General features: G+C 63.9%; 22 protein-coding genes and 1 pseudogene. 8 read left to right on the top strand and 15 right to left on the bottom strand.

What is annotated here, in order from left to right:
- Positions 1-6 precede the first annotated feature (6 nt).
- Entirely contained in the window at positions 7-270 is a 264-nt protein-coding gene (locus KXR72_RS12685; RefSeq protein ID WP_437421463.1) for an accessory factor UbiK family protein, read from the bottom strand.
- A gap of 385 nt (positions 271-655) precedes the next feature.
- On the opposite strand from KXR72_RS12685, the gene glnK reads away from it, so the two are divergent.
- The 5 genes from glnK to sutA all read left to right on the top strand — a co-directional run bounded on the left by glnK (position 656) and on the right by sutA (position 4,706).
- Positions 656-994 (top strand): P-II family nitrogen regulator, encoded by a 339-nt coding sequence (gene glnK / locus KXR72_RS12680; RefSeq protein ID WP_003096476.1) that lies wholly within the window; start codon positions 656-658, stop codon positions 992-994.
- 123 nt (positions 995-1,117) lie between these two features.
- On the top strand, positions 1,118-2,434 hold the full coding sequence (locus KXR72_RS12675; RefSeq protein WP_437421462.1) for an ammonium transporter: 1,317 nt from the start codon (positions 1,118-1,120) through the stop codon (positions 2,432-2,434).
- Between the two features lie 78 nt (positions 2,435-2,512).
- A complete protein-coding gene (locus KXR72_RS12670) occupies positions 2,513-3,766 on the top strand; it encodes an ammonium transporter (protein WP_437421461.1) in 1,254 nt (417 codons plus the stop codon).
- Positions 3,767-3,864: 98 nt separating this feature from the next.
- Entirely contained in the window at positions 3,865-4,290 is a 426-nt protein-coding gene (locus tag KXR72_RS12665) for a secondary thiamine-phosphate synthase enzyme YjbQ (RefSeq protein WP_437421460.1), read from the top strand.
- 74 nt (positions 4,291-4,364) lie between these two features.
- On the top strand, positions 4,365-4,706 hold the full coding sequence (sutA, locus tag KXR72_RS12660; protein ID WP_437421459.1) for a transcriptional regulator SutA: 342 nt from the start codon (positions 4,365-4,367) through the stop codon (positions 4,704-4,706).
- A 69-nt stretch (positions 4,707-4,775) separates the two neighbouring features.
- Here the strand turns inward: sutA and KXR72_RS12655 are convergent, their stop codons facing one another.
- From KXR72_RS12655 to lptM, 6 genes are read right to left on the bottom strand one after another with little or no spacing between them, the layout of a single operon-like run.
- On the bottom strand, positions 4,776-5,471 hold the full coding sequence (locus tag KXR72_RS12655; RefSeq protein WP_437421458.1) for an HAD family hydrolase: 696 nt from the start codon (positions 5,469-5,471) through the stop codon (positions 4,776-4,778).
- Positions 5,468-6,373 (bottom strand): tyrosine recombinase XerC, encoded by a 906-nt coding sequence (xerC, locus tag KXR72_RS12650; RefSeq protein WP_437421457.1) that lies wholly within the window; start codon positions 6,371-6,373, stop codon positions 5,468-5,470. The genes KXR72_RS12655 and xerC overlap by 4 nt, the downstream gene beginning before the upstream one ends.
- A gap of 59 nt (positions 6,374-6,432) precedes the next feature.
- The gene (locus tag KXR72_RS12645; protein WP_437421456.1) at positions 6,433-7,128 is read right to left on the bottom strand and encodes a DUF484 family protein; all 696 of its coding nucleotides are present in this window, start codon (positions 7,126-7,128) and stop codon (positions 6,433-6,435) included.
- The gene (dapF, locus tag KXR72_RS12640) at positions 7,125-7,955 is read right to left on the bottom strand and encodes a diaminopimelate epimerase (protein ID WP_437421455.1); all 831 of its coding nucleotides are present in this window, start codon (positions 7,953-7,955) and stop codon (positions 7,125-7,127) included. Before dapF ends, KXR72_RS12645 begins: the two co-directional genes overlap by 4 nt.
- A gap of 10 nt (positions 7,956-7,965) precedes the next feature.
- On the bottom strand, positions 7,966-9,213 hold the full coding sequence (gene lysA, locus KXR72_RS12635) for a diaminopimelate decarboxylase (protein WP_437421454.1): 1,248 nt from the start codon (positions 9,211-9,213) through the stop codon (positions 7,966-7,968).
- A 12-nt stretch (positions 9,214-9,225) separates the two neighbouring features.
- Entirely contained in the window at positions 9,226-9,366 is a 141-nt protein-coding gene (lptM, locus tag KXR72_RS12630) for an LPS translocon maturation chaperone LptM (protein WP_437421453.1), read from the bottom strand.
- Positions 9,367-9,567: 201 nt separating this feature from the next.
- On the opposite strand from lptM, the gene cyaY reads away from it, so the two are divergent.
- Positions 9,568-9,900, top strand: coding sequence for an iron donor protein CyaY (cyaY, locus tag KXR72_RS12625; protein ID WP_437421452.1), 333 nt, complete (start codon positions 9,568-9,570; stop codon positions 9,898-9,900).
- Between the two features lie 142 nt (positions 9,901-10,042).
- Entirely contained in the window at positions 10,043-10,453 is a 411-nt protein-coding gene (gene rnk, locus KXR72_RS12620; RefSeq protein WP_437421451.1) for a nucleoside diphosphate kinase regulator, read from the top strand.
- Positions 10,454-10,468: 15 nt separating this feature from the next.
- Here rnk and KXR72_RS12615 read toward each other — a convergent pair whose 3' ends face one another.
- The 3 genes and pseudogenes from KXR72_RS12615 to KXR72_RS12605 form a co-directional block, all read right to left on the bottom strand.
- Positions 10,469-13,294 carry a class I adenylate cyclase gene (locus KXR72_RS12615; protein WP_437421450.1) on the bottom strand — a complete coding sequence of 942 codons (2,826 nt, stop codon included), beginning with the start codon at positions 13,292-13,294 and terminating at the stop codon, positions 10,469-10,471.
- A 133-nt stretch (positions 13,295-13,427) separates the two neighbouring features.
- The gene (locus tag KXR72_RS12610) at positions 13,428-13,673 is read right to left on the bottom strand and encodes a TIGR02647 family protein (RefSeq protein WP_437421449.1); all 246 of its coding nucleotides are present in this window, start codon (positions 13,671-13,673) and stop codon (positions 13,428-13,430) included.
- 76 nt (positions 13,674-13,749) lie between these two features.
- Positions 13,750-14,016, bottom strand: a pseudogene (locus KXR72_RS12605) (hypothetical protein); the annotation flags it as partial.
- A 130-nt stretch (positions 14,017-14,146) separates the two neighbouring features.
- On the opposite strand from KXR72_RS12605, the gene KXR72_RS12600 reads away from it, so the two are divergent.
- Positions 14,147-15,118 (top strand): magnesium transporter CorA family protein, encoded by a 972-nt coding sequence (locus KXR72_RS12600; RefSeq protein ID WP_437421448.1) that lies wholly within the window; start codon positions 14,147-14,149, stop codon positions 15,116-15,118.
- Here the strand turns inward: KXR72_RS12600 and KXR72_RS12595 are convergent, their stop codons facing one another.
- The 5 genes from KXR72_RS12595 to KXR72_RS12575 form a co-directional block, all read right to left on the bottom strand.
- Positions 15,119-15,652, bottom strand: a complete 534-nt coding sequence (locus KXR72_RS12595; protein ID WP_437421447.1) for a hypothetical protein — start codon at positions 15,650-15,652, stop codon at positions 15,119-15,121.
- A 70-nt stretch (positions 15,653-15,722) separates the two neighbouring features.
- Positions 15,723-16,205, bottom strand: a complete 483-nt coding sequence (locus KXR72_RS12590) for an N-acetyltransferase family protein (RefSeq protein WP_437421446.1) — start codon at positions 16,203-16,205, stop codon at positions 15,723-15,725.
- Between the two features lie 20 nt (positions 16,206-16,225).
- Positions 16,226-16,468, bottom strand: a complete 243-nt coding sequence (locus KXR72_RS12585; protein ID WP_437421445.1) for a hypothetical protein — start codon at positions 16,466-16,468, stop codon at positions 16,226-16,228.
- A 24-nt stretch (positions 16,469-16,492) separates the two neighbouring features.
- Complete coding sequence (argH, locus tag KXR72_RS12580; RefSeq protein WP_437421444.1) at positions 16,493-17,887, bottom strand: argininosuccinate lyase; 1,395 nt, start codon at positions 17,885-17,887, stop codon at positions 16,493-16,495.
- Positions 17,888-18,031: 144 nt separating this feature from the next.
- Positions 18,032-19,963 (bottom strand): methyl-accepting chemotaxis protein, encoded by a 1,932-nt coding sequence (locus KXR72_RS12575; protein ID WP_437421443.1) that lies wholly within the window; start codon positions 19,961-19,963, stop codon positions 18,032-18,034.
- Positions 19,964-20,000 lie beyond the last annotated feature (37 nt).

Below are 20,000 nucleotides of genomic sequence, written 5' to 3'. Positions count from 1 at the left end.
GCTGGATCACTCTCCGGCGGCGGGCTTCAGCTTCTCTTCCAGTTCAATGACCTTGGCCTCCAGCGCCTCGAGGCGGGCACGTGTGCGGGCCAGGACGACCATCTGGCTGTCAAACTCGTCGCGGCTGACCACATCCAGCTTGCTCAACGCGCCCTGCACGATGCCCTTGAACTGGGCTTCGATTTCGCTGCGCGAGAGGGGCGTTTCGCCGTTGAACAAGCGCGAGGCCTGGGAGCCGATGGCGTCGAGGAAAGCTTTGGGCGGGAACATAGCATCACCTGTTTTTGAGCGGCGTGCAGTGTAGCACGCTCGTCCAAGCCGCCCCGGGCAGCCCCTGTGCCCATTTCTGTGCACTGTGCCTTGGTACGCCGCACCATTTTGGTTCGCCGCTTCGCTCGTTTAGGCCCGTGCTGGCCGCGCGGACCGCAGCAGAGCGCGAGTTTCGATTGGTTGGCACTGTTTCTGCTTTGTTCAGCGTGACGCATGCACCGACAGGTAACGGTGCACAGGCGATTCGGGACGTTTCGTCGGATTGGTTGATGGTGTCGGAGGGTCGCGCGGCGATGCCGGCGCGTTACAAGAGCCAGACACTGAGCTTAGACTTGAGCCGGGTTCGTACTTCTGGGGCAAGTCCACCTAAACGGGAGAAGTTTTCATGAAACTAGTCACTGCCATCATCAAGCCGTTCAAGCTGGACGACGTGCGCGAGTCACTGTCCGAAATTGGCGTCCAAGGCATCACAGTCACCGAGGTCAAGGGCTTTGGCCGGCAGAAAGGCCATACCGAGCTCTACCGCGGCGCCGAATACGTGGTCGATTTCCTGCCGAAGGTGAAAATCGACGTGGCCATTGCTGACGACCAGCTCGATCGCGTGATCGAGGCCATCACCAAGGCGGCCAATACCGGAAAGATCGGCGACGGCAAGATTTTCGTGGTGAACCTGGAGCAGGCCATCCGCATCCGCACCGGCGAAACCGACACCGACGCAATCTGACGAGCCGCGCGTAGCGCATGCATGAGCGGGCGGCAACGCCCGACACATCCGCCACGCCGCAGCCGTACTTGCGATTGCCTGCCAGCGCAGGCCTACGAACCCCCACGCCCCAGGAGTAAAACCATGACTCTGCGAAAATTCGCAGGGCTAGGAGCCCTTTTGTCTCTGATAAGCCCCGGCATCGCCATGGCACAGGAGGCAACGCTCGATTCCGGCGATACGGCATGGATGCTGACAGCCACCGCATTGGTGCTGTTCATGACCATTCCAGGCCTGGCCCTGTTCTACGGCGGCATGGTCCGCTCCAAGAACATCCTCTCGGTCATGATGCAGTGCTTTGCCATTACCGGCCTGATGAGCATCCTCTGGATGGTCTACGGCTACAGCCTGGCGTTCGACACGACTGGCATGGAAGCAGGCGTCACCAATCTCAATTCCTTCGTCGGCGGCCTCGGGCGTGCATTCCTCGCCGGCCTGACACCCGACAGCCTTACCGGCACCGTGCCGGAAAGCGTCTTCATTACCTTCCAGATGACCTTCGCCATCATCACGCCGGCGCTGATCGTCGGTGCCTTCGCCGAGCGCATGAAGTTCTCCGCGATGCTGGTGTTCATGGGCGTCTGGTTCACCCTGGTGTACGCACCGATTGCCCACATGGTCTGGGGCGGCGACGGCGGCCTGATGTGGGACTGGGGCGTGCTCGACTTCGCCGGTGGCACCGTGGTGCACATCAACGCCGGTATTGCCGGCCTGGTCGCGTGCATCGTGCTTGGCAAGCGCAAGGGCTTCCCGACCACCCCCATGGCCCCGCACAACCTCGGCCTGACGCTGGTCGGCGCGGCGATGCTGTGGATCGGCTGGTTCGGGTTCAACGCCGGTTCCTCGCTGGCCGCCAACGGCACTGCTGGCATGGCCATGCTGGTCACCCAGATCGCGACTGCTGCCGCAGCGCTGAGCTGGATGTTTGCCGAGTGGATGACGCACGGCAAACCCAGCGCGCTGGGTATCGCCTCCGGCGTTGTTGCCGGCCTGGTAGCGATCACCCCGGCAGCCGGCACGGTCGGTCCGATGGGTGCGCTGGTCATCGGCTTGGCATCGGGCGTCATCTGTTTCTTCTGTGCCACCAGTCTCAAGCGCAAGCTCGGTTACGACGACTCGCTGGACGCCTTCGGCGTACATGGCGTTGGCGGCATCGTCGGCGCGCTTCTGACCGGTGTCTTCGCAGCCCCTGCGCTGGGCGGTTTCGGTGAGGTGGAAAACATCGCACTGCAGCTGTGGATCCAGTTCAAGGGCGTGCTCTTCACCGTCGTCTACACCGCCATCGTCACCTTCGTAATCCTGAAAGTGATCGACGTGGTGATGGGACTGCGGGTCAGCGAAGAAGAAGAAACGATCGGCCTCGACCTCAGCCTGCACAACGAACGCGGCTACAACCTGTAAGCACACGGAGTGCGCCCGGAGCCAACCCGGGCGCCTTACCCGAATAGCGCCCTGGCGCTCGGCAAAAGGTGAACAAAAATGGATAGCACAGCACTGATACCCGTCCAGTACGGACTCGATACCTTCTACTTCCTCATCTGCGGCGCGCTAGTCATGTGGATGGCGGCGGGATTCTCGATGCTTGAGGCCGGCCTGGTCCGTGCCAAGAACACCGCCGAGATCCTGACCAAGAACATCGTCCTCTATGCACTGGCCTCGATCATGTATCTGCTGATCGGCTACTACATCATGTACTCGAGCCCCGAAGGCGGCATCCTGCCGAGCCTGGGATTCCTGATCGGCGATGAGAACGCGGTCGACGTCGTCGCCGCCGGTGGCGAGGACGCGCCGTATTATTCCGCGCGTGCCGATTTCTTCTTCCAAATCGTGTTTGCCGCGACCTGCATGTCGGTGGTCTCCGGTGCGGTCGCCGAGCGCATGAAGCTCTGGGCCTTCATTGCCTTCGCGGTGGTGATGACCGGCTTCATCTACCCGGTTCAGGGTTTCTGGAAGTGGGGCGGCGGTTTCCTCGACGCGGCTGGCTTCCTCGACTACGCAGGCTCGGGTCTGGTGCACATGGCCGGTGCCTCGGCTGCACTGGCTGGCGTTCTGCTGCTGGGCCCGCGCAAGGGCAAGTACGGCCCTAACGGCCAGATCAACGCGATCCCGGGTGCCAACCTGCCGCTGGCGACCCTCGGCACCTTCATTCTGTGGATGGGCTGGTTCGGCTTCAACGGCGGCTCGCAGCTGAAGATGAGCACCATCGAAGATGCCAACGCTGTCGCCCAGGTATTCACCAATACCAACATGGCGGCTGCAGGCGGGCTGGTCGCGGCGTTGATCACCGCACGCCTGCTGTTCGGCAAGTCCGACCTGACCATGATCCTCAACGGGGCACTGGCGGGCTTGGTGGCCATCACGGCCGAACCGCTGACCCCAAGTGCGCTGCAGGCGGTGCTGATTGGTGGAGTGGGTGGCGTGCTGGTGGTGTTCAGCATCCTTGGCCTGGACAAGCTCAAGCTCGATGACCCGGTGGGTGCGATTTCCGTGCACGGTGTAGTCGGTGCATGGGGTCTGCTGGCCGTTCCTCTGACCAATGCAGACGCCTCCTTCGGTGCGCAGCTGCTGGGCCTGGTCTCGATCTTCGCCTGGGTATTCATTGCCAGCCTGGTGGTTTGGGCGATCCTCAAGGCGGTCATCGGCCTGCGCGTTAGCGAAGAGGAAGAGTACGAAGGCGTCGACGTCGTGGAGTGCGGCCTTGAAGCCTATCCGGAGTTCACCAACAAGCGTTGATCATCCCCTGCTCCAAGAAGGGCGCCCTCGGGCGCCCTTTGTTTTTTCTGGAGCCGCGCTAGAATGCGCTCCGTGCGGCTGACGAGGGGCTCTCGACGATGTGGCGACAGACGATCATCACGCTGCGGCCGAGACCGCGCGGCTTCCACCTGATCACCGATGAGTTGCTCGAGCATCTGCCGGAACTGCGCGAATGCACGGCTGGTCTGTTACACCTGTGGCTGCGCCATACCTCGGCCTCGCTGACCATCAACGAGAATGCCGATGGTGCGGTACGGCGCGATTTCGAGCGGTTCTTCAATCGCCTGGTGCCGCAGGGCCAGCCCGGCTACGAACATGATTACGAGGGGCCGGACGACCTGCCGGCGCATTTCAAATCCAGCCTGCTGGGCTGTGAGGTCAGCCTGCCGGTACAGGATGGCCGATTGGCGTTGGGGACTTGGCAAGGCGTCTATCTCGGGGAACACCGCGATAAGGGCGGGGCCAGGCAGGTGCTCGCGACGTTGCATGGGATGGCAAGTTGAATTTTTTTTGGCGATGGCGAACAAAGTTCATCGCTGGGCTATAACTTCCGCTTTGGCAGGGGACGAGGTTGAACATGAGTGACGAAGAACTAGAACAAGACGATCTGGACGTTAACGACGACGAGGATGAAGGCGAGGAGCTGGCTGCGGCCGATTCCGACGACAGCGATGACATGTCGGATGATGAAGGCACCGACAGCGAGCGCGCCACGCCGACCAACAAGAAAGCCAAGGCCAAGGCGGTCGTGGTCGATGAACTGCCCAGCCTGGAAGCCAAGCAGCGCGAGCGCGAAGAGTTGGCTCGCGCGATGGAAGAGTTCCTGGCGCGTGGAGGCCAGGTGCAGGAGGTCGAACCCAACGTGGTAGCCGATCCGCCTAAAAAACCCGACAGCAAGTATGGCAGCCGGCCCATCTGATCCGGCGTCGCTCTGCCTCGAGAAAAACCCGCCTATTGGCGGGTTTTTTCGTTTCTGCGACGTTCGCCGTCAGCGCCAGCCGTGTAGCAACGCCGGCAATTCGGCCAAGCTGCCGATCTCGGCATCAGGCCGGCCCTCATGTGCCCAGGCCTTGCCGCCCGGGTTGAACCAGATCGCCCGCAGCCCGGCCCGCTGCGCCCCGCCGATGTCGTCGCTTGGGTGGTCGCCGACATGCACGGCGTGCGCGGCTTCGACGCCGCCGCGCTTGAGCGCTTCGCGGAAGGGGTGGGGGTCCGGCTTGCCTATACCGAGCTCCTCCGCGCACAGGCTGAAACGGAAGTAATCCGCCAGCCCGAGCCGGCTGACGTCGGCGTTGCCGTTGGTCAGCACGCCGAGGGCATAGTGATTGGCGAGCCGTTCCAGCGTTGGGTGCACGTCGGGAAAGAGTTCGATCGCGTGGCGCGCCTCGAGAAAGATTTCGAAGGCCCTGTGGGCCATCTCGCGGGCCTCGGCCTCGGTATAACCGGCGTCATTCAAGGCATGGAACAGGACGCGGCGGCGCAGTTCACTGATGCGGTGCTTGAGGCTGGGGTCGGCCTCGACCAGGCGGCTGCGAATCGCGGCCAGGGCCTCGACCGGAACGTCGCCCAGGCGCGGCGCATGTTCGCCCAGCCAGTCGCGCAGTTGGATTTCCGCGCTCTGGATGACGGGGGCCACGTCCCACAGGGTATCGTCCAGGTCGAAGGTGATCAGCCGAATGGTCATGGTTCCTGCTCGCTGTTCTGTTTGCGCTTGGCTCGCGGATGCGCCTGGTCGTAGACCTTGGCCAAGTGCTGGAAGTCCAGGTGCGTATAGATTTGCGTGGTGCCGATGTCGGCATGCCCGAGTAGCTCTTGCACTGCACGCAAGTCCTGTGACGATTCGAGCATATGGCTGGCGAAGCTGTGCCGCAGCATGTGCGGATGAAGGTGCTGGCCGAGCTCCCGAACGCCCGCCTCGCGGACCCTGACCTGCACGGCGCGCGCGCCGAGCCGGCGGCCTTTCTGGCTGACGAACACCGCCGAATCGGGCGGATTGCTCAGCGCCCGCAGCGGCAGCCAGGCCTGCAGTGCTTCGAGTGCCTTGCGCCCAACCGGGAGGATGCGCTGCTTGTTGCCCTTGCCGTGGACATGCACCAGCCCGGATCCGAGGTCGAGCTGTTCGAGATTCAGGCTCACCAGCTCGGCCAGGCGCAGGCCGGATGAATAGAAGAGCTCGAGCATCGCCTGGTCGCGGTGGCCGATGAAATCGTCCTCGACGCCGCCGTCGAGCAATTGCATGGCGCGGTCGGTGTCGAGCAGGCGGGGCAGGCGTTTCTCGCCCTTCGGTGCGGAGATACCTGCTGCCGGATCGTGGGCGCAGCGTCCTTCCTTGGCCAGGTAGCGATAGAGCCCACGCAGCGACGACAGCAGGCGCGCCAGGCTGCGGCTGGACTGCCCGCGCCGATGCTGATCGGCAATCAATTGACGAACATGGGCAGGCTTGAATTCGGCCCAGTCGCGCAACTGCTGCTTATCGGCAAAGGCGACGGCCTTGAGCAGATCGCGCTGGTAGCCATCCAGCGTGTGCGGCGACATCTGCCGTTCGCTGCGCAGGTATTGGAAATAGGCATCCAGATCGGTCTGCATCACAACGCTCTTCTAGCCGGTACGCGCCTTTGGACAGCCCCGGATGCTGTTTCCGGCAATCAGCGTACCGAGCGCAACGGGGTGGAGTAGCTCGGCAGAACCCGCGTCAGCACCTCGGCGATGTAGCCCAGGAAGAGCGTGCCCAGCGAGCTTTTGTAGTGTTGTGGGTCCTCGCTGCCGATGGCGAGGATGCCCTGCTGCTGGTTCAACGCGACCACGGCGGCCGAGCCGATGCTGCGGCTTTCCTGCTCGCCGAACAGAAAGGCCAGCTCGTGCGGACGCAACACGCCGCAGACCGTCTTGCCGCTGCCCAGCAATCCGCCAATGGCCTGCTGCGCTTCGTTCGCGGTAACGCTGCGGCCGACCGGCAAGGGCGTCTCGCTGAACAGGATCAGGCTGACATAGGGCACTTGGAATTCGTGGCGCAGGCTTTCGTCCATCGCGCCGATCACTTCCTCGAGGCTGTTGGCATCGAGCAGGTCGAGCACCAGCCGGCGCGTCTTGTCGAACAGCCTGTCGTTGTCGCGCGCGACGTCCATCAGTTGCGACAGGCGATGGCGCATCTCGATGTTGCGCTCGCGCAGCAGCTTGACCTGCCGCTCGACCAGCGATACGGCCGTACCGGGCTGATGGGGGATGCGCAGCTCGGGAATGAGTTCATCGTGGTCGACAAAGAATTCCGGATGCGCACGCAGGTAGGCCGCGACGGCTTCGGCGTCCGGCAGCTGCGGCTTTTCCTGGTTTTGCTCGGTCATAGGCGAACCTGTCCTTCGAATACGCGAACGGCGGGGCCGGTCATCATAACGGGCTGTCCAGTGCCTGCCCATTCAATGGACAGACGGCCGCCGGGCAGGTCGATCTGCACCGGCGAATCCATCCAGCCATGGCGAATCGCGGCAACCGCCGCAGCGCAAGCACCGGTCCCGCAGGCCTGCGTTTCGCCCGCACCGCGCTCCCAGACGCGCAGCTTCGCATGCTGGCGATCGACAACCTGGAGGAAACCCGCGTTGACCCGTTGCGGAAACCGCGGGTGATGCTCGATCTGAGGCCCGAGCTGGTGAACCGGGGCGGTGTCGACATCCTCCACCCGTAGGACCGAATGCGGATTGCCCATGGACACTGCGGCGATCCGCAGCTGTTGGCCGTTAACGTCCAGCGGGTAGCTCAGGGCTTCTTCGTCGGCCTGGAACGGTATCTGATCCGGGATCAGACGCGGCGGCCCCATGTCGACGGTGATCTGCCCATCGGGGCGCACGATCAGCTCGATGATGCCGCCCTTGGTTTCTACCCGGATCTGCCGCTTCATGGTCAGCCGCTTGTCCAGCACGAAACGCGCGAAGCAGCGGGCGCCGTTACCGCATTGCTCCACTTCCGACCCGTCGGAGTTGAAAATGCGGTAGCGAAAGTCCACGTCGGGATTGTGCGGTGGCTCGACCAGCAGGAGCTGGTCGAAGCCCACGCCGGTGTGGCGATCGCCCCATTGCCGGGCGTGCTTGGGCTGGATGTGCGCATGCTGGCTGATCAGGTCGATGACCATGAAATCATTGCCCAGGCCATGCATCTTGGTAAAACGCAAAAGCATCGTCGTGGCCTCAGGCTGGCAGCAGGCTTTCGCCAGCGTATAGCTCCTGCACGCTTTCGCGGCGGCGCACTTCGTAGGCGTTGTCCCCGTCCACCAGCACTTCGGCTGCACGGCCGCGCGTGTTGTAGTTAGAACTCATCACGAAACCATAGGCGCCCGCCGAGCGCACCGCCAGCAGGTCACCCTCGGCCAGGGCGAGCGGGCGCTCCTTGGCGAGGAAGTCCCCGGTTTCGCAGATCGGCCCGACAATGTCGTAGTGGCGCGGTTCGCTGTCGCGTGGCTGCACCGGTACCACGTCCATCCACGCTTGGTAGAGCGCCGGGCGAATCAGGTCGTTCATCGCCGCATCGACGATGGCGAAGTCCTTGTGCTCGGTGTGCTTGAGGTATTCGACACGAGTCAGCAGCACGCCGGCGTTGGCGACGATCGATCGGCCTGGTTCGAAAACGAGCGCGAGGTCGCGGCCGTCGATGCGCTTGCGCACCGCCTGGATGTAGTCCCCAGCGAGCGGCGGCTGCTCTTCGCGATAGCGCACGCCTAAACCACCGCCCAGATCGAGGTGGCGGATACGGATACCGCGCACCGCGAGTCGGTCGATCAAGCCCAGCAGGCGATCGAGCGCGTCGAGAAACGGCGGCAGGCTGGTGAGCTGCGAGCCGATGTGGCAGTCCACGCCGATGACTTCGAGGTTGTCTAGCTCGTGTGCACGGGCATAGACATCCTCAGCGTCGGCAATGGCGATGCCGAACTTGTTTTCCTTGAGCCCGGTGGAAATGTACGGGTGGGTGCCGGCATCGACATCCGGGTTCACGCGCAGCGATACCGGTGCCATGACGCCCAGCTCGGCGGCCACCTGCTGCAGGCGTTCCAGTTCGTCGGTGGACTCGACGTTGAAGCAGTGCACACCGACCTGGAGTGCGCGGCGCATGTCGTCACGGCTCTTGCCGACGCCGGAGAAGACGATGTGCTCGGGTTGACCGCCGGCCGCGAGGACCCGCTCCAGTTCGCCGATCGAGACGATGTCGAAGCCTGCACCGAGCCGCGCGAGCACGTTCAGAACGCCTAGGTTCGAGTTCGCCTTCACGGCGAAGCAGACCAGGTGCGGCATGCCTTGCAGGGCATCGGCATAGGCGCGGTACTGGGCCTCGATGTGGGCGCGCGAGTACACGTAGGTGGGGGTGCCGAAGCGTTGCGCGAGAGCGGGCAGCGCCACGCCCTCCGCGAAGAGTTGACCGTCGCGGTACGAGAAGGCCTCCATGGAATGCCTCCTTTACAGTTCGAATCGGTCTTTGGAACGTTCTTTGGACGTTGCCTCGTCATCCGGTAGGTAGAGCGGGCCTTTCTGGCCGCAACCGCTCAGGGCGGAGGCAAGTATCGCGAGCGCGACAAGTGGAAGCAGCAGACGCTTCATTGGGGGGCAATCCTAGAAAAATCGATGGGCCGGAGTATACCCAGCACCCGTCGGATTGCCTATGTGGCCTCGTGCTTCGGCCGGCGTTCGGGCGGCGCCGGTCTGGCGACTCGCTAGAGGTTGCGCCGGGCTGCTAAGCTCGCCGCCATTATCGGCCGGCCCGGTTGCCTGCCGCTCTATCGACAAGAAGGAATTCCACTGATGAGTCTTAGCGAAGCGCGCTTTCACGATCTGGTCGACGCCGTGCAGGAAGCCGTCGAGGACGTTTTCGACGACAGCGGCCTGGACGTCGATCTGGAAAACTCCGGCGGCGTGCTGACGGTTCGCTTCGAGAACGGCAGCCAGCTAATCTTCAGCCGTCAGCCGGCATTGCGTCAGCTCTGGCTGGCGGCGCGCTCGGGTGGCTTCCACTTCGATTACGACGAAGAAAACGCGGCGTGGATATGCGATGCGAACGACGAACGGCTCGGCGAGTTGCTCACCCGGGCCACGCAGGAGCAGGGCGGCGAAGCGCTGGAATTCGAAGACCTCTAACCTGCTACTGGCTGCCCGGCGGGCACGCCCCCGGCGCTTGCTTCCTCGGTGACCTGTGTTAGGGTCGCAGGACGAACCCCGCCTTGCATGGTGGGGTTTTGCTTTTCTGCCATTCCAATTTTCGAGGAGCTTGCCCGTACTCATGACCAGTGCACCGTCGATCATCATCACCCAATCCGACCTCCAGCGGATCGAGCGGCTGCTCGATGGCCTACCGGATTACGGCCCGGCCGCCGAGGCCCTCGAGGAGGAGCTGTCCCGTGCTCAGGTCGTCGAGCGCGCCGAGTTGCCGGCCGGCGTGGTGTCGATGAATTCGCGCGTGCATTGCCGCGAAGAGGGAAGCGGCAAGGATTACCACCTGACGCTCGTCTACCCCGAGGAGGCCGGCAAGGACGGGACCGTGTCGGTTCTAGCGCCGGTGGGCAGCGCGTTGCTCGGGCTGAGTGTGGGTCAGCACATCGATTGGCCGACGCCGGGCGGCAAGGTGCTCAAACTGACCCTGTTGGCCGTCGAATACCAGCCCGAAGCCGCGGGCGAGGCGCACCGGAAGTAGCGCGCGGCGAGCGGTTCAGTCTGCGTGCAGTGCCTGGTTGATCGCCGTCTCCAGATGCGTTTTGTAGCGCAGGTACTGGACGGTCTGCGCCCGTGCGCCGCCATGTAGCCCAGAGAGATCCAGATCCGTGAGGTAGCAGGGATAACGCTCGCCGGCCCGGCGCTGGGTCAGAATGTAGTGCGCCACGGCGGCGTAGAGCTCAGGCCCGTATTCGAGGCTGGAGAATTCCCGATGATTGCAGTACAGCGTGACCTGCGAGCGGCCCCGCTCACCGGGTTCGACGATCGCTTGAATGTCGTAGAACGGGTTGCTGGCCTCGCGTGGTGCGGGCCGGCGCTCCAGTGCGGGCGCACCGTCCTGGGCCGCTGACTGCAGGCGATAGATCAGAATGTCCATCGCGGCCAAACGGCTCTCTTCGAACGGCAGCTGCGTGGTGCGCCGATAGCTCACCGATTGCAGGAAGCGCAGCAGCGGTGCCAACAGACTCTGCTCGTCACGAAACCCGTACTGCTGACGCCAGAGTGAGTTGAATTCGTCGAGCACCGTAACCTCGGCCAGCCCGTTCTGCACACGGTAGAACACCTGCAGGCAGTCGGGGCGTGCCTGGGTCAGCACCAGCGCCAAGTCGGTTCCAACGAGGGTGTGCCGTTCCAGGCGCAGCGGTCGATGCTGGTGATGGGTTTCGCCGAGGTGTTCGAGCAGCGCGGGCATATCGTGCAGGGCCGTATGGCGGATGTTCCCCGCGGCGAGATCTAGCACATGGAAGTGCTGGCGAACCTGGAGCAGGTAACGGCTCTCACCCGGCTCGTCGAGCGCTGCCTGGGCATCAAGGAATACCGTTTCCACCCGTCGCGCCAGCTGCACGCCAGCGTTGCGGAAACAGCGCACCTGCAGGCTCGGACGCTCGCCATGGGGGGGGAGCGCCTGCAAGTAATCGCGCAGGCATTCGGCCAGCGGCGCAGGGTTTTCGTAACGGGTGGCGATCAGCTCGCCCCAGCTATTGAGCGTCAATTGATCGATGCTCAGGATCAGATGCTCGCGCCCCGTGCCGAGCCCCAACGAGTCGGATAGCTCATCGAACGAAAACGGTTGCGCCGGGCTGAGCGGGTCGACGCCAACGTTGATCAATAGCAGTGCCCGAACCGGTGCCGCAGGGTTCAGCAGGGCTTCGTCAGGGACCGCCTGTGGCGGCATCGGCAATGCCTGCCTCAGTTCGGTCAGGAGGGCGAACAGCTCGCCTTCGGTCAGGCCGCTGTCGCCCGGGTGCAGGGCGACATGCGTCGCGCCGTCGATCACGCCGTTGCGGTGACACCAGGCCAGTAGCGGGATCAGCTCGCGCGAGCGTTTGAGCGGGGAGAAGTTGCTGAGCTGTTGCGCGTTGAGATTGCCCTCGTAGAGCGCCCAGGAAACGTCGTCAGCGGCGTCGTAGCCCTGCACCAGGGTCAGGCTGTGTTCGGCCAGATCCGGCGCGATGCCGAGGTTGATCGCCTCGATCTTCCCGCCCTTGCGCTCGATCGCCGCATGGAGGCGCCGACCGAGCACACCGAAGTCACGGCCATTGATACTGCAGGTGATCTGCTGCCGACGAGCGAATTCGCTGAGGAACCGGTAGCCGAATGTGAGTTCGTTGACCAGGGCGCGACGCTCCTCGATGACGCGGCGTACCTTCCACTGGCTGCGACTGTCGAGCTGGGCAAATTGCCGCTCGTCCCACTTCCAGTCGGCGGTCAGGCGTTCCAGCAGGCGGCGCTTCCAGCTCTTGCTTCGGCCGGTTGGCGGCCGGCTGAGCGGTTTGTTGACCTTGAGGTAGAGGCAGCGACGCAGCAGGGCCAGCCGTTCATGGTCGGCGCGGTTGAACAAGTACTGCTCGATCCGCCGGTAAGCGACGATGTACGGGTCCAGCTCGTCGAGGTCCAAGTGGTTGGCGTAAACGGCGCGCTTGAAATCCAGGCTCAGACAGCGCGAGTTCGGGTAATCGCTGGCATAGGCCTCGACCAGCAGCAGTTTGAACAGCGACTTGTACGGCGCCTCGATACCTTTGTAGAGCTGCCAGAGACCGGCCCCGAGGTATTCGCCGGTGGGAATGCTGCCGAGGTTGCCGAGGTCCAGCACCTCCTCGCTGCGCACGAAGCGTTTGCTGAGCAAGGTGTTGGCGTAGGCGTCGTAACGATGTTCCTCGTAGTCCGGCACTAGCCACCACAGCGGGGTGCGGCCGCCCAGCCAGATTGCGGTCCGATAGAACTCGTCGAGCAGCAGGTAGTGCTGGGTGGTGCCGCAATCGTCGCTGGTCAGCTTGGCGTCACGTGCGCCTTGTGTGAAACGCTCTGGCTCGACGAGAAAGAAGTGCGCCTCGCAACCCTGGGTTGCCGCCCAAGCCTCCAGCAGCGCGCATTTTCGGGCCAGTTCGTCGAGTTGCGGCTCTGGCAGCCCCGGCGCATGACAGACCCAGACGTCCAGGTCGCTGTGCTCGTCCTGCGCGACGGTGCCCAGGCTGCCCATGAGAAACAACCCGTGGATCGGTTGCGCCGGCTTGCCGCGTACCGGTCGGTAGGCAAACGAGCGGCTGAGGCGCTGGGCTTCGGCGAGCGTATCGCTATCGGGCTCATAGCCGGAGACGCCCGCCGGCGTGGTGGCCGAAACGTACCCGGGCAGGATGGGGTGGTTGACATGGAACAGCAGCGGCAACAGCCGCACCACGGCCTGTTGGCGTGGCGACATGATCTGCCGCGCGCGCTCCAGGCGCCCCGCGTTGACCGCAAGGAAGCGTGCCCGCAGCACGGCGAGTTCCTTGCGGTCGATTCCCTCTTCGAGAACGGGGCGAATTTCCGGTTGCAGGCTCATGCGAAATCGTGGGGCACGGGTCGGGTTGTCCGATGAGTGATGGGGCAAGTGCGCAGAAAATAACACGCCGCCCGGCCAGGCGGAAAAGCGAAGCTGCAGCGGGCTGGCGAGCCGACAGCGCCGCTGTGCGCGTTCAGGCGGTCGCGGTGCCCGACAGAATGGTCAAGAGCACCTGCGCATGCTCAGCCGCGTCACGGCCGAGGCCGGTTAGGTAGCCGCCGTCGGGCTGGGTCGTCAGACCTTTGGCATGCAGGCGCTGAGTGGCGGCCACGGCTTCAGGGCTCGCATCGTGATGCACCTTGAGGCCTTCGAGCGAGTTGTCGAGGTTGAACAGTCGAAGGATTTCCAGCTCGGCTACCACTTCAGGTGTATACGCCATGTTCGTTCCTCGTTGGCTGGGCCTGGGCCCGGTCCGCCAAGTGTAGCCGCTCGGCGGCAGGCTGCCGCCCCGAAGGCTATTCGGGCAGCTCTGGCAGGTCGCGAAGCAGCCGCTCGTAACGTTCGGCATCGAAGCCTCGGTCGTCGGCGAGCATTTGCCGGATTTCGTCGGCCAGGACCAGAGCCATCAGCTTGATCGACTCCTCGCGCTCGTAGCCCACCAGGGTCAGCTTGTTCAGCGTCGCTTGCGTAACAGCCGGTTCGCCGGCCTCGAGCTGGTTCTCGATGGCCTCGATCAGGGTGTGTGCGGCGAACGTTTCGTCATCATCCGAATCGGTATGCGTCATGCTGCGTCCTCGTTTGCGGGAGCGGTATTGGACCTGACCGGCGAAGCCGGTACAAGGCATGGCTTGAACGCTTCGCTTGAGCCGGTTTCTATTCTGGCATGGACCATCTTGAGGTACGGCCGCGCTAATGATCACGCTCTACAGTCTTGCAAATGGTGCCCTGGTGAGGCGAGTCGCCGACGATCTACAGGCACAGGCGCTTCCCGATAAGGTGCTGTGGGTTGATTTGCAATCGCCCGACCAGCAGGAAGAGCGCTTCGTCGAGCGCGCGCTGGGGCTGGACATCCCCACGAGAGAAGAGTTGGCGGAAATCGAGGATTCCTCGCGCTTCTACGACGAAGACGGGGCGATCTTCATGACGACCACCGTGGTGATGGGGATTGCCGATCGCCGCCCGGAAAACGCCCAGGTTACCTTCGTGCTGACGCGCCGCTGCCTGGTCACGGTGCGCTATGCCGAACTCAGCGCGTTTCGCCAGTTCGAGACGAAAATTGCCCGGCAACCATCAGCCCTAACGTCCAGCCACGCCGTTTTCCTCGGGCTGGCCGACGCCGTGGTCGATCGCATCGCCGATGTTCTGGAAAGCGTCCAGGTGCAGTTGCAAGCGCTGTCGCGGCGGGTATTCGACGAGCGCAAGGAGCAGCGCACCGACTTGCAGCAGGTCATCCAGCAGCTTGGCCAGCACCGCTCGCTGCTCTCCCAGCTCGGCGAGAGTCTGTTCAGTTCGAGCCGGCTGATCGCTTTCTACCGTCTGCATGCGGACGATTCGAAGCAGGGCGTGACAAAAGGGGCGTTGAAGGCGCTCGAACGCGACGTGCGGTCGCTCGGCGAGCACCAGGCGCGGTTGCTCGGGGACATTGCGTTTCTACTCGACGCCACGCTCGGGCTGATCAACATCGAACAGAACGCGATCATCAAGGTGTTTTCCATCGCCGCGGTGCTGTTCTTGCCGCCGACGCTGGTCGGCACCGTCTACGGTATGAACTTCGAGCACATGCCTGAGCTGGGCTGGCTGCTCGGATACCCGATGGCGCTGTGCATGATGGTCGTCTCGGCGATCATCCCCTACGCCTGGTTCAAGTTTCGCGACTGGCTCTGATCAGTCGACGCCGACCACGTAAAGCACTACGCAGAACGCGCCGAGCAACGCCCAGACACTACCAAAGATGACCGGCGTGCGCAGCGAGAAGAGCAGCGTGCGCTTATACCGCTCACCGCCTGCAGGATTGTCGCCCTCACCGAACAGCGCGGATTGCCGGTTGCCGAGCAGCCCGGCGCTGCCTTCGGTCTGCAGCAGTTCGGCCTGCTTGCGGTGCCAGCGTTCGATTACGTCATAACTGGCTCGGATGCCGGGCACGGCGTGCATTGAGGTGACCAGCCCGAGCACGGCGAGCAGGCTCGGTACGACCAGGCGAAACAGGCTGCCCCATTCCGGGTTGGTGTTGGCCATGGATGACGCGAAGGCAATCATCAAGAAGGACTGCGACGACAGATAGCTGCTGGTGCGGCTGGCCAGCAGCGTCGATTCGAAATGGATTTCCGAGCGATAGAAGTTCAGCCGCTCCTTGGCGGACTCGAAGACTTCCGCGCCTTGGGTGTCCTGGTTGAGCAGCAGAGTTTTGAGGTCGGCCATCCGGGCGTAGCCTTTTCGGCGAATACCTGTGTTGGGTATCGCCCAATGGCCAGGAGTTCCCTGCTGCGGGTCAGGGCTGCTCAGCCAACGCTTGCAGGGCAGCGCCCGTGACGCGGTAGGTGGTCCACTCGTCCTGTGGCAGCGCCCCCAGCGAACGGTAGAACTGAATGGCCGGCTCGTTCCAGTCCAATACCGCCCACTCGAAGCGACCGCAGCCACGATCGACCGCGACACGCGCCAGGTGTTTGAGCAGTGCCTTGCCCGCTCCGGTTCCGCGCGCGTCGGGCGTCACGTAGAGGTCCTCAAGGTAAAGCCCGTTGCGGCCGAGCCAGGTCGAGTAGTTGAAAAAATACACTGCGTAACCAATCGGCATGCCGTCCCGCTCGCAGATCAGCGCGCGGGCGGTCGCATCCTCGGCGAACAGGCTGGCCTCGATGCCGGCAGCGTCGGTTTTGACTTCATGCTCGGCGCGCTCGTAGATCGCCAGCTCAGTGATAAAGCGCAGAATCAGCGCGGCGTCGGCGCGGGTGGCGGGGCGGATGTTCAAGGGCATGGAATAGTCTCGTGCAGTAGTCAGCTATGGGTGACGGTCAGCCATAACAGCGGCAAACCTACCAGGCATAAGAAACCAAATGCCGCGACCCAGGAACTGCGCGAGCTCATCGGGTCAGTTACGCGCAGCGGCAGCTTCGGGTAGCGGCCCAGCGTCAGTATGCGCAAGGTCAGCCAGCCACCGCCGTAGAAGAGATAGGCCAGGACGACTTCGGCGATCGTCCCGGCGAGAAACCCCAGGCCGCGAAGCAGCAGTTCAGGCATGGGGGCTCTTTTCTATCGGGGCGCTTAACGATTAGCCAGCAGTTCGCGGCCACGCTGAACGGCCGCACGTACCTGCGTAGGAGCGGTGCCACCAATGTGGTTTCGGGCGTTCACCGAGCCTTCCAGCGTCAGTACCGCAAATACGTCATCGCTGATCTGGTCGCTGAACTGGCGCAGTTCGTCGAGGCTCATCTCGGCCAGGTCCTTGCCGGTCTGCACGCCGTACTTCACCGCGTGGCCGACGATCTCGTGGCAGTCGCGGAACGGCAGCCCCTTGCGCACCAGGTAGTCGGCCAGATCCGTCGCCGTGGAGAAGCCGCGCAGCGCCGCTTCGCGCATGATCTCGCGCTTGGGCTTGATCGCCGGGACCATGTCGGCGAAGGCGCGCAGCGAGTCACGCAGGGTGTCGGCGGCGTCGAACAGCGGTTCCTTGTCTTCCTGGTTGTCCTTGTTGTAGGCCAGCGGCTGGCCTTTCATCAGCACCAGCAGGCCTGCCAGCGCGCCGAACACGCGGCCGGTCTTGCCGCGCACCAGTTCCGGCACGTCCGGGTTCTTCTTCTGCGGCATGATCGAGGAGCCGGTGCAGAAGCGGTCCGGCAGATCGATGAACTGGAACTGCGCGCTGGTCCAGAGCACCAGCTCTTCGGAGAAGCGCGACAGGTGCATCATCGCCACCGAGGCGGCGGCGCAGAATTCGATAGCAAAATCGCGATCCGAAACGCCGTCCAGCGAGTTGCCGGAGATCGCTTCGAAACCCAACAGTTCGCAGGTGATTTCCCGCTGAATCGGGTAAGTCGTGCCGGCCAGCGCGGCCGAGCCGAGCGGCATGCGGTTGGTGCGCTTGCGGCAGTCGACCAGCCGCTCGTAATCGCGCGAAAGCATCTCGAACCAGGCCAGGAGGTGATGACCGAAGGTCACGGGCTGGGCCGTTTGCAGGTGGGTGAAGCCGGGCATGATGGTGTCGGCTTCGGCCTCGGCGAGACCCAGCAGGCCCTGCTGCAGGCGAGTGATCTCGCCGAGGATGGTGTCGATTTCGTCGCGCAGCCACAGGCGGATGTCGGTGGCGACCTGGTCGTTGCGCGAGCGGCCGGTGTGCAACTTCTTGCCGGTCACGCCGATGCGGTCGGTCAGACGCGCCTCGATGTTCATGTGCACGTCTTCCAGGTCGATGCGCCAGTCGAAGGTGCCGGCCTCGATTTCGCTCTGGATGTCCTTCAGGTTGGCGATGATCTGGTCGCGCTCATCGGCGCTCAGCACGCCGGCCTTTTCCAGCATGGTGGCGTGGGCAATCGAGCCCATGATGTCGTGGCGGTAGAGGCGCTTGTCGAACTCGACGGAGGCGGTGAATCGGGCGACGAAGGCGTCGACGGGCTCGCTGAAACGGCCGCCCCAGGACTGGTTGGTCTTGTCGGTGCTCATGAATGCGCTCGCAGAAATCGGTGAACGAAAAGAAGGGCCGGATGATAACAGGGTCGGCCCCTGCTCAGCGTCCACCGAAACGAGCCGGCGTGGTCGGCCGGCTGCTGGTCCTTGCCGTATCAGCGCTCCTGGATCGGAGGTTGGTCAGGCCTGGAATTGTCCGAGGCTGGCTTCGAGGCGCAGTGCCAGGCCGCCCAGTTCGCGGCCGCTGGTTGCAGTCGCCGCAACGGCTTCGGCCGAGCGTTCGGCCTCGGTCATGATCACCTGCATGCGTTCGCGCACGTCGGTTGCGCTGCCGGCCTGGCGTTCGGCGCCCTCGGTGGCCTTTTGCACGGCGTCATGCACCTCGGCCACGGCCAGTTGCAGGGCCTGCTGCAGCGAGCGGCTGGCCGCGAGTGAAGTCAGCCCGCTGTCGGCCTGCTTGCCGGTGGCGGCGATGGCGGTGACCGCTTCGCGTGCGCCACGTTGCAGGCTTTCGATATGGCTGCGGATGTCGCCGGTCGATTGCTGAGTCTTGCTGGCGAGCGCCCGCACTTCGTCGGCAACGACAGCGAAGCCGCGCCCGCTCTCGCCGGCTCGGGCCGCTTCGATGGCGGCGTTCAGCGCCAGCAGGTTGGTCTGTTCGGCGATGCCCTGGATGACGGTCAGCACCACTTCGATCTGTTCACTCTGACTGGCCAGTTGTTCGATGACCGCGGCGCTGCTCTGTACGCCCTCGCCGAGCGCCTCGATAGTTTTGCCGACCTGGCTGGATATCGCCTCGTTGTCCAGTGCCGACTTGCGAATCGAGGCGACCTGCTTCAGTGCTTCTTGCATCGCCCGGCTTTCCTGCTCGGCGCGCTGGGTCATGTCGGCCAGCGCCTGCAGGCTGCCGGCGACTTCGTCGCGCTGACGTTCGGCCGCCGAGGCGGCGGCGCTGCTGCGGTTGCCCAGCGCATCGATCTCGGCGCCGGTCTGCACCGCAATGGCGCGTGCTTCCTGAACGATAGGCTGCAATTTGGCAAGGAAGCGGTTGGCCGCTTCGGCCATGTCGCCCACTTCGTCTTTGCTCTGAATCTTCACCCGCTGGGTGAGGTCGCCATGGCCGGCCGACAGGCCGCGCAGCGCATCGATCAGCAGCCCGAGGCGGCGAAGCACCTGGCGGCCGAGCACCAGCGTCAAGGCGACCAGCAGCAGCGCGCCGGTTATAGCCAGCCCGATGCTGATCTGCCACAGCAGCGTCGTTGCCGAATGCTGGACGGCTTTCTGACTGTTGGCGTCGATGTTTTGCGCCACGTCCGCAGCGGCCGCCAGTCGCGCGGCAAGCACCTTGGTGCTGTCGGATGCGGTTGTTGCCAAGCCGCTTTCGACCAGATCCGAAGTGCCGGCGATCAGGGTTTGAAAGCGACTGTTGAACGCGGAGAGTTCAGTGTCCACGGCAGCGGTGGACAGGCCAAGAATGACTTGGCCGATCTCGGCGCCCTTGGGGTTGATTGGGGTCTTGGCCAGATACAGCGAGGGATCCTGTTCTGCCGCCGACAGGACTTTGTCGAACGCGGTCCGGCCCTCGCCCTTGTCCAGCAGTGTCTTGACGCGCGGGTCCTTGCGGTTGAGATGGCGGGTGAGCTGATTGCCATCTGCGTCGAAGTAGACAACGAACACCACGGCGGGATTCTGATGGGCCATCCTGACGAATTCGGTGAGTGCCGGAATGTCTTTGTCCCAAATCGCCGCAGGCGCGACGCCGGCCAGCAGAACGGCCAAGTCGTCACCCGACTGCTTGAGGTGCCGTTCGAGGACTTCCTGCAGTTGATGCTGCTCTTCGGTGAGCCGTTGTTTGAGGCCCTCGGTCAGATCGGCCTGCATGCGCGTCGACAGGCCGGACAGCCCGCTGCGGACCTCGCCGTCGGCCGTCTTGAGCTCGCCCAGCAGGCGCTCGGCGTCACTGCTCAGGCTTTGCTGAATCTGCAGTTTGAGCGATTCGATGGTTCCGCGCGTCAGCACGAGGGCGACCGCCACCTGCACGGCGACCGCCAGGCACAGGGTGATAAACACCGGACGCAGCAAACGGCTACGCAATGAGGAAAACAGCAGCACGGCTCATCTCCTGCCGCAACGGCGGCCAATGTAGGTC

The organism is Stutzerimonas chloritidismutans, assembly GCF_051486945.1.
Lineage (GTDB): Bacteria > Pseudomonadota > Gammaproteobacteria > Pseudomonadales > Pseudomonadaceae > Stutzerimonas > Stutzerimonas chloritidismutans_B.
This window is presented reverse-complemented; position numbering and strand designations above follow the sequence as displayed.